Genomic DNA, 14879 nt, shown 5'->3' with positions numbered 1-14879 from the left:
CCCGCCTCTGTCATGGCGGCGAGATTGTGCCGGACTCCGTACGCGGTGGCCTCCAGGGCGGCCCGATAGAGGTGACCCCGGCCGTGCCGCAGCGTCAGGCCGTGGACGAGCCCCCGGGCATCGGGGTCGAAGAGCGGGGTGCGCTCCCCCGCGAAGTACGGCAGCATCAGCAGGCCCTCGGCGCCGGGCGGCAACGCGCCTGCCTCCGCGGTCAGTTGCTCGTACGAGGTGCCGGTGAGGTCGCGCAGCCAGCCGGTGACCGCACCCGACGTCGCCATCCCGGCGGCCAGGCAGTACGTGCCGGGGAACGCGCCCGCCGTGCCCCACAGGTGCGGGCTGGTCAGCGGCTGCGGCAGGATGCCGACCAGGAACATCGTCGTCCCGTACATGAGCATCAGGTCGCCTGGTGCGGCGACACCGACACCGGCCGCCTCTGCCCAGGCGTCGACCGTGCCGGCGACGACGGGGGTGCCCGCGGGGAGGCCGGTGAGGGCCTCGGCCTCGGGGGTCACGGCGCCGACGACGTCGGAGGGCCAGACAAGCTCCGGCCACTGGAGGCCGGGCGCGATCTCCTCACAGCGGTCATCGATCCAGGCCCGGGCGGCCAGGTCGTACAGCGGAGTGCACTGACTGGCCGAGTGGTGGTCGAGGACGTACCGGCCGGTGAGGCGGTGCACGAGGTACGAACTCGCCATGTACCAGCGGCGGGTGGCCCGGTAGGCCGTCGGCTCGTGGCGGCGCAACCACGCGAGTTTCGGCCCGATCGCCTGGCTGGTCAGGGGTGAGCCGCAGCGGCGGATGATGTCGTCGGGGCCGTAGCGCTCGTTCTGCTCGGCGATCTCAGCCCCTGCCCGGGTGTCGACGCCGTACAGGATGGCCGGGCGGACCGGCGTGCCCTTCTCGTCGACGGGGAGCAGGCAGGGGCCGATGCCGCTGACGCCGACCGCGGCGAGCGACTCGCCTGCGGGCAACTCGGCCAGCAACTCCCGTGTCAGGGCACGGAAGTCGGCCCACCACACGCCGTCCGCGTCGTGCTCGAACCAGCCGGGGTGCGGCGTGGACGTGGCGTGCTCGCGCTGTGTCTGGGCGAGGAGCGTGCCGTCGGGGCGGACGAGGACGCCCTTGGAGGAGGACGTCCCGATGTCGACGCCGAGCAGGAGACCGGTGCGGGGCGCGGTGGCGGAGGTCATGGCTAGGGCCCTTCTGATGGATCTCCGTGGGAGAAGGAGCGGCGTTCGGTGCGTGCCATCGGCGTGCGGCGTGAAGGGTCATGTGGCGGAGTCACCTGTCCCTTTGCGCCGTGCGGCGAGAGGGGGTACCTCCCACGCCCTCAAGGCAGTGGGGGAACGTGCCGGGCGTCGCGACGCCGCGGAGATCCATCAGAAGGGCCCTACGTGATGCTACGGGGCGATCGAGTCCACGTAGCCGCCGTCGACCCGGATTGCGCCGCCCGTCGTGGCGGAGGCCAGCGGGGAGCTGAGGTAGACGACCATGTGCGCGATCTCCTCGGGCTCGATGAGCCGCTGGATCAGGGACTGCGGGCGGTGCTTGACCATGAACTCGCGCTGCGCCTCGTCCCAGGGCAGCGCGGAGTCGACGAGCTCGTACACGAAGTCCTCCACACCGCCGGTGTGAGTGGGGCCCGCGATCACGGAGTTGACGGTCACGCCCGACCCGGCGGCCTCCTTCGCGAAGCCTCGGGAGACCGCGAGGAGCGCGGTCTTCGACATGCCGTAATGGATCATCTCGGCGGGAACGACGAACGCCGAGTCGCTGGCGATGTTCTGGATCCGCCCCCAGGAGCGGTCCTTCATCCCGGGCAGGTAGTGCCGGATCATGCGGACGGCGGTGAGTACGTTGACCTCGAAGTAGCGGCGCCATTCGTCGTCGCTGATGTCGAGGGCCGGCTCCGCGCCGAAGACGCCCAGGTTGTTGATGAGGATGTCCGCCCGAGGGACGGCCTCGAAGACCTGGGCGGCGCCTTCGTCGGTGGAGATGTCACCGGGGGCCCGGAGGAATTCGGCTGCGCCGTGCTCCCCCTTCAGCCGGTCGACGGCCTTGTCGACGGAGGCCGCGGACCGTCCGTTGACGGCCACCCGGGCACCCGCCTTGGCCAGGCCGACCGCGATGGCCGCCCCGATTCCCTGGGTCGATCCGGTGACGAGGGCGGTCTTGCCGGAGAGATCGACGAGCATGCTGCGTACCTCCTGCTGTGGTGCGACTGAGTGGCCCCCGGAGCGTGCCCCCCGTCTTGTCCCCCAAAGCTCAGTAGATCACTTTGGAGGGCCCGGCGGGCGGGTGGCTCTCTTTCACTGCCTTGGCCCCATCCCGGTGAAGAGAGCTTCGAGGATCCCGTCGACGTACTCGTGGGTCAGTGGTTCTTGTGTGATCAGGAACCGGAAGTACAGCGGCCCGGACAGGATCGCCATCGCCAGGTCCAGGTCGAAAGCGGGCGACAGCTGGCCCTGGTCCCGGGCTGTCTTCAGGCGTGCGACGGTCTTGTCCGCCTGCGGAGCGATGAACCGCTCATTGAGCGCCGTGGCGACCCGGGGGTCATTCTGGGCCTCGCCGACCAGGGCCTGGAAGAGGTGACTGAACGGCCCCCGGGCGAGGAGGTCGACGGCCGTGTGGACCTGCGCGCGCAGGTCGGCGATGACGTCGCCCGTGTCGGGATAGTCCAGGGCCGGCCCATTGAGCGACATCAGCGAGTCGAGCAGCAGAGCCCCCTTCGAGGGCCATCGGCGGTAGATGGTGTGCTTGCCGACGCCGGCACGGGAAGCGACCGCCTCGATACTGAGCTTGGCGTACCCGATCTCCTGACCCAGCTCCATCGTGGTTCGCATGATGGCTTCGGTCAGGTCGGGGCCACGACGACGGGCATTGGTCATCCCGCCACAGTAGCGGAACGGCACGGCACGTGCCGTTCTTGACAGGAGCTCCTGATCCCGGCACGCTCCTGCCTTAACGGCACGGCACGTGCCGTTCCTTCGGGAGGAGGGGCGCATGGACACTGACGTGAACGTTGTGGGTGCGGGTCCGACGGACCTGATGCCGACCGGAGAACCGCGCGCCTCCGGAGTGCGTCCACTGCTCCTGGAGCGGCAACCTCAGCTTCGCGAGACGCCGCGAGCGAACGGCCTGGGTGGGCAGATCCTGGAACTGCTGCGCTACCGGGGCATGCCCGCAGACCTCGAAGCGGCAAGCACCGACCCTCACCCGCCCCCCGGCTCCCGCTCGATGACGTGCACCTGGACTTCACGCACCCGGCAGATCCGCCGCTGCACTCGATCCAGCCACCGCAGCCGCGCCGTCACCAGTGATGTGCCCGACTACGGCATCGTCTGCGGCAACCCGGCCCGCCTCATCCGCACCCGCCACAACGACCGTGACGTTGCAGGGCTGTTGGCGGGCCGATCCACCCCCACGCCCACACCCTCCCCAGTTCCTCTCCAGGAAGAGCCACCAGCATGCCTGCTGCAACCGATCACACGCCGTTCGCCGACTGGCTCCACGGCCATGCCATCCCGCTCAGCCACGTCGACCCGGCAGCGCCCCTTGACGACCTGGAGCCGCTGCGCGACATCCTCGACGGTGTCCGCGTAGTCGCCCTCGGCGAGCACTCCCACTTCATCGCCGAGTTCGTCCAGATGCGCCAGCGCATCCTGCAGTTCCTGGTCGAACGCTGCGGGTTCACCGTCCTGGCCTTCGAGTACGGCTTCAGCGAAGGCTTCCCCCTCGACGCCTGGGCCCAGGGCCAGGGAACGGACGACGACCTCGCCGCCCACCTCCAAGGAACCATCCCCATCGGACTCCAGGAGCCACTGCGTTTCATACGCCGACACAACAGCACCGCCACCACACCGGTCCGCTTCGCAGGAATCGACATCCCGGCAGCCGGCGGGTCGTTGCTCCCCTCCTTGGCCCCGGTCACCGACTACCTCCGCGAGATCGACCCCGAGACCCTGCCGATGGCCCAGGCCGCGATGACGATCGCCGAATCCTTCGCCGGTGACTCCGCAGCCGTGGCCGCGCCCGCGTGGGCCCGCCTGGCCACCACCGAACAGGACACCCTCAGCGCACTCCTGGCGCGCCTGCTCATCCGGTTCCGCTCCTTGAAACCGCTGTACCTCTCCCGCGGAGAGCCGCACAGCTACGACATCGCCCTGCGACGCCTCGAAGGCGCCTGCCACGGCGACTACACCTTCCGCGCCATGGCCGGCCTCTTCACCGGAGACGGCCTCACCGCCGACACCTCGGCCCGCGACCTCTACATGGCCGAATCACTCCTGTGGCACCTGAACCACCTCGAACCCGATGCCCGCGTCGTACTGGCGGCCCACAACGCCCACATCCAGAAGACACCCATCGCCTTCGCCGGCCACCTCACCGGCCTCCCCATGGGACAGCACCTGCACAACGCCCTGGGCGACGCGTACTTCGCCCTCGGACTGACAAGCCCCTCGGGACATACAGCCGAGATGCGCCGCGACGAGAAGGCTCCTTTCGGTTTCACCATCGACGACACGCCACTGGCGCCGCCCGAGCCCGGCAGCATCGAAGCGGCCTTCGCCGACACCGGTCTCGGACTCGGCATGGCTGACCTCCGCCGGGCACGCACCGAGAACCTCCACGGCCCCGACCGCATCCGGCTGCAGAGCGTCTACCTCCACACCGCTGTCCTCGACGCGTTCGACGGCATCCTCAGCACCCCGGCCTCCAGCATCGCCGACGTCGACGTCGCTCAGAGCTAGGACTCAATATCGGCCTGCGGGTCAGCCGTGCTGCTTTCTATAGGCGCTCGGGGTCACCCCCACCTCTCTGCGGAAGATCGTCCGGAAATTCGCGGCCGAGCCGAACCCCACGGCTCCCGCGATTTTCTCGACGGACCAGTCGGAGGCCTCAAGGAGTCGGCGCGCGCCGATAATCCGCTGGAGGGCGACCCACTGCATGGGCGGCATTCCCGTGTCGCGCACGAAACGCCGGACCAGGGTTCTGCGCGAAAGCAGGCTGCGGTCGGCCAGTTGCTGCACAGTGATCGACGCTCCAATGTTCTCGATCACCCATTCCCGCGTCGCCCGCAGGCTGTCGCGAGAAGGGGTGGGCACGTCCGTGTACTGCGGCTCGTTCGCACCACGGACAGAAGAGAAGACGACGTCTTTGGCCACGCCGTCCGCGACAGCGGCGCCGAAATCGCTCTGGACGACATGGAGACACGCGTCAATGGCCGCGCCCCCACCCGCGGACGTCAGAATGGCCCCGTCCTCGACGAACAGCCGGTTCTCGATGACGTCGACGCGAGGATATGCCAGGCGGAGTTCATCGGTATGGCGCCAGTGCGTCGTGGCCGACTTGCCGGTCAGGATGCCGCCGGCCGCCAGCGCGAACACACCTGTACAGACGCCTACGACACGCGCGCCCCGCTCGACCGCGATTCGCAGCGCTCCGAGGTATTCCTCCGGGACCGGGAGATGCGGATCTTCGTAGCCTGGGACCACGACGATATCGGCGTACTCCACATCGGCGAGCGACGACGATCCGTCGCCGGCATCCCCACACACCAAGACGCGATATCCCAGATGCCGCCCAAAAACATGCTCAGGGATGCTGACGTCCAGCGCATAAAAACGCGGCATCGCCAGAACCGCGACAACCGTCTCGCCCCCGGTGGATCGCAATTGAGCCCCCTCATACTTCGCGCACCTGGTGCCAGCCAGGACCTGGCACGATCCTTGCCTCAAGTGGCACAGCCGGGCCTGTTCCACCCCCGAACCGGCCCCATACCGTCAACACCATGAGCAGCGCACAGCAAGTCGAAAGCTTCGGAGTCCCGTGGGAAGAGACCTACGGGTACGTGCAGGCGGTCAGACGCGGCGACACCATCTACCTCTCCGGCCAAGTGGCCCACAGCGGGACGGAAGTCGTCGCTCCCGCTCCCGTCAATGATGCCGGACTGGTCACGGACTTCTCCCGCATGGGCGAGCAACTGCGCCAGTGCTATGCCAACGCGGCACACCTGCTGCAACGCTTCGGCGCATCGCTGGACGACGTCGTCGAGGAAGTCATCTACGCACTCGATGTCGACGCGGCCGATGCCGCGGCGGGGCCCGTGCGCAAGGAAGCCTACGGTCGGCCGGACCCGCAGGTGGCGAGCACCATGATCGGCACCCCGAGGCTCGCTTTCCCCGAACTGCTTGTCGAGGTCAGGTTCACCGCCCGGGTCTGACGGCGGGCGTTACGGGCCCCGGCACAGTCCCGGGGCCCTTGGCTCCTCAAGCGGCGAGCGTCTGCTTCAGCGCGGCGAGCCCGTCGCTGAAGATGCCGTGGAACAGGGCGACGACCTCGTCGTCTCCCACGCCCACCGGCGTGAAGACGCCGGACCACTCCACGCGGGACGCGTCCTCTCCCGGCACCTCGTGCACCGTGAGGGTGGCCACGTAATCGGTGGCGGGGAAGGGGGCCTTCAGGATCGAGTAGCTGTAGGTACGCGCCTTGTCGTCGAACGTCAGCAGGCGCTCGACGATGACGCCCCCGTCCTCGCTCGTCAGGCTGCGCACACGGCCGCCCTCGCTGGATTCACTGGCGGGGATGAACGGAAGCCAGTCGGGCAGCGAGTCGAAGCCGCCGATGAGCTGCCAGACGCGATCGGCCGGTACGGGGATCTCGATGGACGCGGAGGTGGAAGCCACGGTTTCTCCTTGAGGAACGTACGGGAGGGATGTACGGGAGTTGGCGGTCAGGCGGTGGGCACCGGCGCGTCCGCGGCGATCAGCTTCTCCGTACGCAGGTCCGCCCAGAACGCGGCCGGGACCTTCTCGCCGAGCGCGGCGACGTCCTCGGCGATGCGGCTCGGCTTGGTGGCTCCGGGGATCGCCGCCACCGTCGCCGGGTGGGCGAGGGAGAACTGCAGGGCGGCGGCCTTGATGCCGACGCCGTGCCGCTCGGCGAGCGCCTTGATGCGCTCGACCTTGGCGACGATCTCCGCGGGCGCCTTCTGGTACTCGAAGTGCTGGCCGCCCGCGAGGATGCCCGAGCTGTAGGGCCCGCCCACGACGATGTCGACGTCCTGGGCCTCGGCGGCCGGGAGCAGGCGCTGGAGGGCGCGGTCGTGGTCGAGGAGGGTGTAGCGGCCGGCGAGGAGGAAGGCGTCGGGCTTCGGCTCGTCCAGGTCGAGGGTGAGCTCGAGCGGCTCCACGCGGTTGACGCCCAGGCCCCAGGCCTTGATGACGCCCTCGTCGCGCAGCCGGTCCAGGGTGCGGAAAGCGCCCGTACGGGCTGTCTCATAGGCGGCCAGCCATTCGTCGCCGTAGAAGTCCTGGGCGACATCATGCACCCACACGATGTCGAGCCGGTCCGTCCGCAGCCGCTTCAGGCTGTCCTCGATGGACCGGAGGGTGGCGTCGGCCGTGTAGTCGTTGACCATCTTGTTCGGACGGCCGTGCTCGAAGAGGCCGCCCTTCTCGCCGAGGTCACGGGCGGCGGGGTCCTCGACCTCGTCCAGGATGACGCGGCCGACCTTCGTGCTCAGGACGTAGTCGTCGCGGGGGTGGCCCGCCAGGACGTCGCCGAGCCGGATCTCGGAGAGGCCCGCGCCGTAGAAGGGGGCGGTGTCGAAGTAGCGGATGCCCTGGTTCCAGGCGGCCTCGACGGTGGCCGCGGCCTCCTCGTCGGGGATGGCGCGGAACATGTTGCCGAGCGGGGCGGTGCCGAAGCCGAGCGCTCCGGGGAGGAGGGACTTGATGCTCATGGGGGGTCCTCGCGGTGGTGGATTTCCAGTGGTTCCGGCGGTTCCGGGGGTGACCGGGTGATCCGTCGGCCTTGCGATTTCGAGGTTAGGCTCCATGCTTGAGACTGTCCAAGACTCGCTTGGACACACTTGAGTCCCCCGAGGTCTTACATGCTTGACCTGCGACAACTCCGCTATTTCGTGGCCGTCGCCGAGACGGAACACGTCGGCCGGGCGGCCGAAGCGCTGCACATCTCCCAGTCACCGCTCAGCCGCCAGATCGCCCAGCTGGAGAAGCAGCTCGGCCTCGCCCTGTTCGAGCGCAGCCAGCAGCGCATCCGCCTCACGTCGGACGGCCGGGTTTTCCTGAGCGAGGCCCGCGCCCTGCTGCGGCACGCGGACCGCCTGGAGAACCTCGGCCGCAGGCTGGGCCGCGGCGAGGAGGGCGGCCTGTGCATCGGGTACGTGGGCGACGCCATGCACACCGGCGTCCTGCCGGGCGCGCTGCGCACCCTTCAGGAGGAGCGCCCCGGCATTCATGTCGCCCTCTACAGCCTCTCCACGGCGGAGCAGTTCGAGGGCCTGCGGCAGCGCAGCCTCGACATCGCCCTCGTCCAGGAGCCGCCCGCCCAGGACGATCCGGACCTCCTGGCCGCGCCGCTCCTCGAAGATCCGCTGCTCCTCGCGCTGCCCGCGGCCCATCCGCTCGCCGCGCAGGCGGAGTTGACTCCGGGCGACCTGGACGGCCAGGCCTGGATCGCCGTCGAGAACTCCCAGGATCCCGCCTGGCGCGACACCTTCCTCGCCTCGTGCGTGGCGTCCGGCTTCACCCCGGACATCCGCCTCGACGCCGCCGAGCCGCTCACCGCGCTCGGCCTCGTGGCCTCCGGCCTCGGCCTCGCGCTCATCCAGAAGAGCATGGTGCGCGGCACGACGGACGGCGTCGCCGTACGCGAACTGCCCTGGCACAAGGCGTCCGTTCACCTGTGGGCGGCCTGGCACACCATCGATCTGCGGCCGGTGGTCGCGTCCTTCCGTGGGACGGTCCTTGCGAGCGGCGAGATCGACTGAGGAAGCCCGCTCGCTCCCGGCCCGCTCATTCCCGGTACGACCTGTGCAGCGAGGACTTGGCCAGCTTCCCGGTGGGCGTCCTGGGCAGCGAATCCGCGAAGTCCACGGAACGCGGCGCCTTGTAGTGGGCGATGCGCTCCCGCACGAAGGCGATCAGCTCCCGCTCGAGGTCGGGCCCCGCGGCCACCCCGTCGGCCGGCTGCACCACCGCCTTGACCGCCTCCCCCATCTCCGCGTCCGGCACTCCGATCACGGCGACGTCCTCGACTGCCGGATGCAGCACGAGGCAGTCCTCGGCTTCCTGCGGATAGACGTTCACACCGCCCGAGATGATCATGAATGCCTTGCGGTCGGTGAGGAACAGATAGCCGTCGTCGTCCATGTGCCCGATGTCGCCCGTGGTGGTCCAGTTCGGATGCGCGGGGTGCTGGGCCTCGCGGGTGCGGATGTCGTCGTTGTGGTAGCGGAAGGACAGTTCCTCGCGCTCGAAGTAGACGATGCCGGTCTCGCCGCTCGGCAGCAGATCGCCCGCCTCGTCGCAGATCCGCAGTTCGCCGAGGAATCCGTCCTTGCCCACGGAGCCGGGCTTGCGCAGCCACTCCTCGGGCGAGATGAACGTGATGCCGTTGCCCTCCGTCGACGAGTAGTACTCGTACAGGACGGGCCCCCACCACTCCAGCATCCGCTGCTTGACCTCGACGGCGCAGGGCGCGGCCGCGTGGATGGCGATCTTCATCGAGGACAGGTCGTGCCGCTCGCGCACCTCGGCGGGCAGCTTCAGCATCCGTACGAACATGGTCGGCACCCACTGGCTGTGCGTGACCCGATGGCGTTCCACGGCCGCGAGGGCGCCTTCCGCGTCGAAGGTGTCCATGAGGACGACGGTGCCGCCGAGCGCCGTGACGACCCCGCAGAAGCGCAGTGGCGCCGCGTGGTAGATCGGAGCGGGCGAGAGGTAGACGGTGTCCTCGCCGAAGCCGTACATCGCCTGGAAGATCAGCACGTAGGCGCTTGGCTCCTCGCGCACGTCACCCTCGGGCAGCGCGGGCTTGATGCCCTTGGGGCGGCCCGTGGTGCCGGAGGAGTAGAGCATGTCGGTGCCGCGCGGCTGGTGGGCGGGCGGCTGCGCGGATGCCGACTCCAGGGCCTTCTCGTACGATCCGTCGTCGAGCCCGAGCTGGATCGGCGGGCCGCCCGCCAACTCCGTCACCGCCGCGCCCATTTCGGCGAGCGAGCCGGAGATGACCAGCGCCTTGGCCCCGCAGTCGCGGACGATGTACGCGGCCTCGTCCGTCGTGAGGTGGTGGTTGACGGCGGTGAGATAGAGACCCGAGCGCAGCGCCGCCCAGTAGACCTCCAGGGCGCGCGGATCGTTGTCGCAGAGCAGGGCGAAGTGGTCGCCCCGACGCAAGCCTGCGGCCCGCAGATGATCCGCGAGCCGCAGAGAGCGTTCTTCGAGTTGTCCGTAGGTGAGGGTTCTCGTGCCGTCAGCGGTGACGACGGCCGGCCTGGCGGGGTCGTACGCTCCCGGGTGCATGCGGCGAAGGTACCTCAGCGCCCTGACGCAACGTCAGACCCAGTACAGGTCCAGGTGGTTCAGCTAGCGGCTGACCTTCCGGGTGGCCCGCAGCCACTCCTTGTTCATCGCGGAGATGGAAGGCAGCGGGATGCCCTTGGGACAGGCAGTGGCGCAGGCGCCAGTAAGCGTGCAGCCGCCGAAGCCCTCCTCGTCCATCTGCGCCACCATGTCGAGCACCCGCGTCTCGCGCTCGGGAGCGCCCTGCGGCAGGACTCCCAGGTGGTTGACCTTCGCCGAAGTGAACAGCATCGCCGAGCCGTTGGGGCAGGCGGCGACGCACGCCCCGCAGCCGATGCACTCCGCGTGCTCGAACGCGAAGTCCGCGTCCGGCTTCGGCACGGGAGCCGCGTGGGCCTCCGGGGCCGCGCCGGTGGGGGCGCTGATGTAGCCGCCGGACTGGATGATCCGGTCGAAGGACGAGCGGTCCACGACCAGGTCCTTGACGACCGGGAAGGCCGAGGCGCGCCACGGCTCGATGTCGATCGTGTCGCCGTCATCGAAGGACCGCATGTGCAGCTGACAGGTGGTGGTGCGCTCGGGCCCGTGCGCGTCGCCGTTGATGACGAGCGAGCACGCGCCGCAGATGCCTTCGCGGCAGTCGTGGTCGAAGGCGACGGGGTCGTCGCCCTTGACGATGAGCTCTTCGTTGAGGGTGTCCAGCATCTCCAGGAAGGACATGTCGGACGAGATGCCGTCGACCTCGTAGGTGGACATGGCGCCGTCGGCTTCGGCGTTCTGCTGGCGCCAGACGCGCAGGGTGAGCTTCATGCGTAGCTCCGCTGGGTGGGGTGGACGTATTCGAAGACGAGGTCTTCCTTGTGAAGGGTGGGAGCCTCACCCGTGGCGGTGAACTCCCAGGCGGCCGCGTAGCTGAACTCCTCGTCGTGCCGTGCCGCTTCGCCGTCCGGCGTCTGCGACTCGTCGCGGAAGTGGCCGCCGCAGGACTCGGCGCGGTGCAGGGCGTCGAGACACATCAGCTCGGCGAGCTCCAGGTAGTCGACGATGCGGTTCGCCTTCTCCAGGGACTGGTTGAACTCCTCGCCGGTGCCGGGGACCTTGAGGCGGCGCCAGAATTCCTCGCGGATCTGCGGGATGCGCTCAAGTGCCTTGCGAAGGCCCGTCTCCGTACGGGCCATGCCGCAGAACTCCCACATCAGTTCGCCGAGTTCACGATGGAAGGAGTCGGGGGTGCGGTCTCCGTCGACGGCCAGGAGCCGGGTGACGCGGTCCGCGGTCTCGTCCAACACCTCGCGTACGACGGGGTGGTCGTCGGAGATCTCGTCGTGGTGCGGATTGCGCGCGAGGTAGTCGTTGATCGTGGACGGCAGCACGAAGTAGCCGTCGGCCAGGCCCTGCATCAGGGCCGACGCGCCGAGCCGGTTCGCGCCGTGGTCGGAGAAGTTGGCCTCGCCGACCGCGAACAGGCCGGGGACGGTGGTCTGGAGGTCGTAGTCGACCCAGAGTCCGCCCATCGTGTAGTGCACGGCGGGGTAGATGCGCATCGGCGTCTTGTACGGGTCCTCGTCGGTGATCCGCGCGTACATGTCGAAGAGGTTGCCGTACTTGGCCTCGACCGCCTTCTTGCCCATGCGCGCGATGGCGTCGGCGAAGTCGAGGTAGACGCCCTGGCCGCCGGGGCCCACTCCCCTGCCCTCGTCGCACACATTCTTGGCGGCGCGCGAGGCGATGTCGCGGGGCACGAGGTTGCCGAAGGCAGGATAGATGCGCTCCAGGTAGTAGTCGCGCTCCTCCTCGGGGATCTCGTTCGCCGGGCGGTCGTCGCCGTGGGCCTTGGGGACCCAGATGCGGCCGTCGTTGCGCAGCGACTCACTCATCAGCGTCAGCTTCGACTGGTGGTCGCCGGTGCGCGGAATGCACGTCGGGTGGATCTGCGTGAAGCAGGGGTTGGCGAAGTAGGCGCCGCGCCGGTGCGCCCGCCAGATCGCCGTGGCGTTGGAGTTCATGGCGTTCGTCGAGAGGTAGAAGACGTTGCCGTAGCCGCCGGAGGCCAGGACCACCGCGTCGGCGAAGTGCGTCTCGATCTTGCCGGTGATCAGGTCGCGGGCGACGATGCCGCGGGCGCGTCCGTCCACGACGACGACGTCCAGCATTTCCGTGCGCGGGTGCATCTCCACGTTGCCCGCCGCGATCTGCCGCGAGAGCGCCTGGTACGCGCCGAGGAGGAGCTGCTGCCCCGTCTGGCCGCGCGCGTAGAACGTCCGGGAGACCTGTACGCCGCCGAAGGAGCGGGTGTCGAGGAGCCCGCCGTACTCGCGCGCGAACGGCACGCCCTGCGCGACGCACTGGTCGATGATCTCCACCGAGATCTGCGCGAGGCGGTGGACGTTGGACTCGCGGGCGCGGAAGTCACCGCCCTTGACGGTGTCGTAGAAGAGCCGGTGGACGGAGTCGCCGTCGTTGCGGTAGTTCTTCGCGGCGTTGATGCCGCCCTGCGCGGCGATCGAGTGGGCGCGGCGCGGTGAGTCCTGGTAGCAGAACTGCACGACGTGGTAGCCCTGTTCGGCGAGCGTGGCGCCCGCGGAGCCGCCCGCGAGGCCGGTGCCGACGACGATCACGGTGTGCTTGCGGCGGTTGGCGGGGTTGACCAGCTTGGCCTCGAAGCGGCGCTTGTCCCAGCGTTCGGCGACAGGACCTGCGGGGGCCTTGGTGTCGACGACCGGCTCCCCGGTCGCGTACTCGGCGTACTCACGAGAGGAGTAATCACGGGAATCACGAGAATCACGGGAGGAATTCATCTGCTAGCTCACCACTCCGGTCATGACGGCCACGGGTACGACGACGAAGCCCGCCGTCAGGACAAGCGCGAGGCCATTGGCGATGATCTTGAGGGCGCGGTCGCGGGTCGCCTTGCCCGCGCCGAGGGTCTGCGCGGCGCTCCAGAGCCCGTGGCGGACGTGGAAGCCGAGGGCGACGACGGCGACGATGTAGATGACGTTGCCGTACCACGTGGAGAACGTGTCGATGATGTTCTGGTACGGGTGCAGGTGCTCGTAGCCGCCCGGGTGCACGGTGCCGGTCGTCAGGTCCAGGATGTGCCAGACGATGAACAGGGCGAGGATGATCCCGCCCCAGCGCATCGTGCGCGTGGCGAAGCTCGACCCCGCCTTCTTGTTCACGTACTTGGTGGGGCGTGCCTTGATGTCGCGGCGGCTCAGCTGGTAGGCGGAGACGGCGTGTGCGACCACGGCGGCGACGAGCACGACGCGGATCAGCCAGAGCGTCCACTCGTAGTGCATGAAGGGCTCGCCGACCGTGCGCAGCCAGTGGGCGTAGTGGTTGAGCTCCTCGGGCCCGAAGAAGATCTTCAGGTTTCCGATCATGTGGGCGATCAGGTAGAGCAGCATGATCAGGCCGCTCACGGCCATCACTGTCTTCTTGCCGACGGACGAGTCCCAGATCGTGCGCGCCATCGACGACCGTTTTCGGTCCGTCCGCGTTGCCAGAGCCATGGGACCGACGCTAAGGCCGAAGGTCCCGATCGGTCCAAGAGATGGATCAGCTCATCTCGATAGCGGTTGGCTATCATCGGCCGTACCCTGCCCTGTATGCAGTTCCAGCAGCTCCTTTACTTCGTCGCGGTGGCCGAGACCAGGCACTTCACCCGGGCCGCCGAGCAAGTGCACGTCTCACAGCCCTCGCTCTCCCAGCAGGTCCGCGCCCTGGAGAAGGAGCTGGGCGCGGAGCTGTTCAGCAGGGCCCGCGGCAACATCGCGCTGACCGACGCGGGCGAGGCGCTGCTGCCGCTGGCCCGCCGGATCCTCGCGGACGCCGACACCGCCCGCATCGAGGTGCAGGAGCTGGCCCAGCTGCGTCGCGGCCGGATCCGCCTGGGGGCGACCCCCAGTGTCTGTACCGGCCTGCTGCCCGATGTGCTTCGCGCCTTCCACGATCGGCACCCCGGCATCCAGCTCCTCCTGGAGGAAAGCGGCTCCCACGACCTCGTACGGGAACTGGCGCGCGGCGCCCTGGACCTCGCCGTGGTCGTGCTCCCGCTGCCGAGCCCGTCGCCCGCTCTGACCACCGTGGAGCTGCTCCGCGAGGACCTGGTCGTGGTGTCGTCGCCGGACGCGCCCAAGTTCGGCGGCAGGACCGTGCGGGTCGCCGATCTTCAGCGGGAGCGCCTTGTGATGTTCCGGCACGGCTACGACCTGCGGGAGCTGACGGTCGCCGCCTGCCGGGCCGAGGGGTTCGAGCCGGAGTTCGCGGTCGAGGGCGGCGAGATGGACGCGGTGCTCGGCTTCGTGCAGGCCGGGCTCGGGGTCGCGGTCGTGCCGCGCATGGTGGCCGAACGCGCCGGTCGCGGACTGCGGATGACTCCGTTGGCCCGGCCGACTCTGCACCGCACGATCGCCCTTGCGCACCGCAGCGATGTGGCTCCGCCACGGGCTGCGCGGGAGCTGCAGCGGATGTTGCTGGAGCGGTGAGGGTTGTGTGTCCCCGCGGGCCCGGTGGGGGCTGGTCGCGCAGTTCCCCGCGCCCCTACGG

Annotated in this window: 14 protein-coding genes and 2 pseudogenes; 6 read left to right on the top strand and 10 right to left on the bottom strand. The window is 69.1% G+C overall.

Features of this window, described 5'->3' with window-relative positions; genetic code table 11:
• From ACFQ7F_RS40940 to ACFQ7F_RS40930, 3 genes are all read right to left on the bottom strand, one after another.
• Positions 1–1190 (bottom strand): FGGY-family carbohydrate kinase (locus ACFQ7F_RS40940; protein ID WP_383282897.1); only part of this gene is annotated, 1190 nt, incomplete at its 3' end.
• A 210-nt stretch (positions 1191–1400) separates the two neighbouring features.
• Positions 1401–2195 carry an SDR family NAD(P)-dependent oxidoreductase gene (locus ACFQ7F_RS40935; protein ID WP_383282894.1) on the bottom strand — a complete coding sequence of 265 codons (795 nt, stop codon included), beginning with the start codon at positions 2193–2195 and terminating at the stop codon, positions 1401–1403.
• Between the two features lie 114 nt (positions 2196–2309).
• Positions 2310–2888, bottom strand: coding sequence for a TetR/AcrR family transcriptional regulator (locus tag ACFQ7F_RS40930; RefSeq protein WP_383282891.1), 579 nt, complete (start codon positions 2886–2888; stop codon positions 2310–2312).
• A 115-nt stretch (positions 2889–3003) separates the two neighbouring features.
• Here ACFQ7F_RS40930 and ACFQ7F_RS40925 point away from each other — a divergent pair.
• The 3 genes and pseudogenes from ACFQ7F_RS40925 to ACFQ7F_RS40915 all read left to right on the top strand — a co-directional run.
• Positions 3004–3192: pseudogene (locus ACFQ7F_RS40925) on the top strand (FAD-dependent monooxygenase); the annotation flags it as partial.
• A 117-nt stretch (positions 3193–3309) separates the two neighbouring features.
• Positions 3310–3408 (top strand): annotated as a pseudogene (locus ACFQ7F_RS40920) (antibiotic acetyltransferase); the annotation flags it as partial.
• Between the two features lie 59 nt (positions 3409–3467).
• Entirely contained in the window at positions 3468–4751 is a 1284-nt protein-coding gene (locus ACFQ7F_RS40915) for an erythromycin esterase family protein (protein WP_383282888.1), read from the top strand.
• Positions 4752–4772: 21 nt separating this feature from the next.
• Here ACFQ7F_RS40915 and ACFQ7F_RS40910 read toward each other — a convergent pair whose 3' ends face one another.
• Positions 4773–5675: a GlxA family transcriptional regulator gene (locus tag ACFQ7F_RS40910; RefSeq protein WP_383282885.1), complete on the bottom strand. Its 903-nt coding sequence runs from the start codon at positions 5673–5675 to the stop codon at positions 4773–4775.
• Positions 5676–5791: 116 nt separating this feature from the next.
• On the opposite strand from ACFQ7F_RS40910, the gene ACFQ7F_RS40905 reads away from it, so the two are divergent.
• On the top strand, positions 5792–6223 hold the full coding sequence (locus tag ACFQ7F_RS40905; protein ID WP_383282882.1) for a Rid family hydrolase: 432 nt from the start codon (positions 5792–5794) through the stop codon (positions 6221–6223).
• 46 nt (positions 6224–6269) lie between these two features.
• Here the strand turns inward: ACFQ7F_RS40905 and ACFQ7F_RS40900 are convergent, their stop codons facing one another.
• Both ACFQ7F_RS40900 and ACFQ7F_RS40895 read right to left on the bottom strand, forming a co-directional pair.
• A complete protein-coding gene (locus ACFQ7F_RS40900; RefSeq protein WP_383282879.1) occupies positions 6270–6686 on the bottom strand; it encodes an SRPBCC family protein in 417 nt (138 codons plus the stop codon).
• Positions 6687–6733: 47 nt separating this feature from the next.
• The gene (locus ACFQ7F_RS40895; RefSeq protein WP_383282877.1) at positions 6734–7744 is read right to left on the bottom strand and encodes an aldo/keto reductase; all 1011 of its coding nucleotides are present in this window, start codon (positions 7742–7744) and stop codon (positions 6734–6736) included.
• Positions 7745–7894: 150 nt separating this feature from the next.
• Here ACFQ7F_RS40895 and ACFQ7F_RS40890 point away from each other — a divergent pair, with 150 nt between their 5' ends.
• Positions 7895–8794: a LysR substrate-binding domain-containing protein gene (locus ACFQ7F_RS40890; RefSeq protein WP_383282874.1), complete on the top strand. Its 900-nt coding sequence runs from the start codon at positions 7895–7897 to the stop codon at positions 8792–8794.
• A 25-nt stretch (positions 8795–8819) separates the two neighbouring features.
• Here ACFQ7F_RS40890 and ACFQ7F_RS40885 read toward each other — a convergent pair whose 3' ends face one another.
• The 4 genes from ACFQ7F_RS40885 to ACFQ7F_RS40870 all read right to left on the bottom strand — a co-directional run bounded on the left by ACFQ7F_RS40885 (position 8820) and on the right by ACFQ7F_RS40870 (position 13804).
• Entirely contained in the window at positions 8820–10331 is a 1512-nt protein-coding gene (locus tag ACFQ7F_RS40885) for an acyl-CoA synthetase (RefSeq protein WP_383282871.1), read from the bottom strand.
• Between the two features lie 63 nt (positions 10332–10394).
• Positions 10395–11141: a succinate dehydrogenase/fumarate reductase iron-sulfur subunit gene (locus ACFQ7F_RS40880; protein ID WP_383282868.1), complete on the bottom strand. Its 747-nt coding sequence runs from the start codon at positions 11139–11141 to the stop codon at positions 10395–10397.
• Complete coding sequence (locus ACFQ7F_RS40875) at positions 11138–13129, bottom strand: fumarate reductase/succinate dehydrogenase flavoprotein subunit (RefSeq protein WP_383282865.1); 1992 nt, start codon at positions 13127–13129, stop codon at positions 11138–11140. Before ACFQ7F_RS40875 ends, ACFQ7F_RS40880 begins: the two co-directional genes overlap by 4 nt.
• A gap of 3 nt (positions 13130–13132) precedes the next feature.
• Positions 13133–13804: a succinate dehydrogenase gene (locus ACFQ7F_RS40870; RefSeq protein ID WP_383282900.1), complete on the bottom strand. Its 672-nt coding sequence runs from the start codon at positions 13802–13804 to the stop codon at positions 13133–13135.
• A gap of 135 nt (positions 13805–13939) precedes the next feature.
• Between ACFQ7F_RS40870 and ACFQ7F_RS40865 the strand changes: the two genes are divergently transcribed.
• Positions 13940–14818, top strand: a complete 879-nt coding sequence (locus tag ACFQ7F_RS40865) for a LysR family transcriptional regulator (protein WP_383282862.1) — start codon at positions 13940–13942, stop codon at positions 14816–14818.
• Positions 14819–14879: the final 61 nt, after the last annotated feature.

Source organism: Streptomyces sp. NPDC056486, from assembly GCF_042795295.1.
Taxonomy (GTDB): domain Bacteria; phylum Actinomycetota; class Actinomycetes; order Streptomycetales; family Streptomycetaceae; genus Streptomyces.
This window is presented reverse-complemented; position numbering and strand designations above follow the sequence as displayed.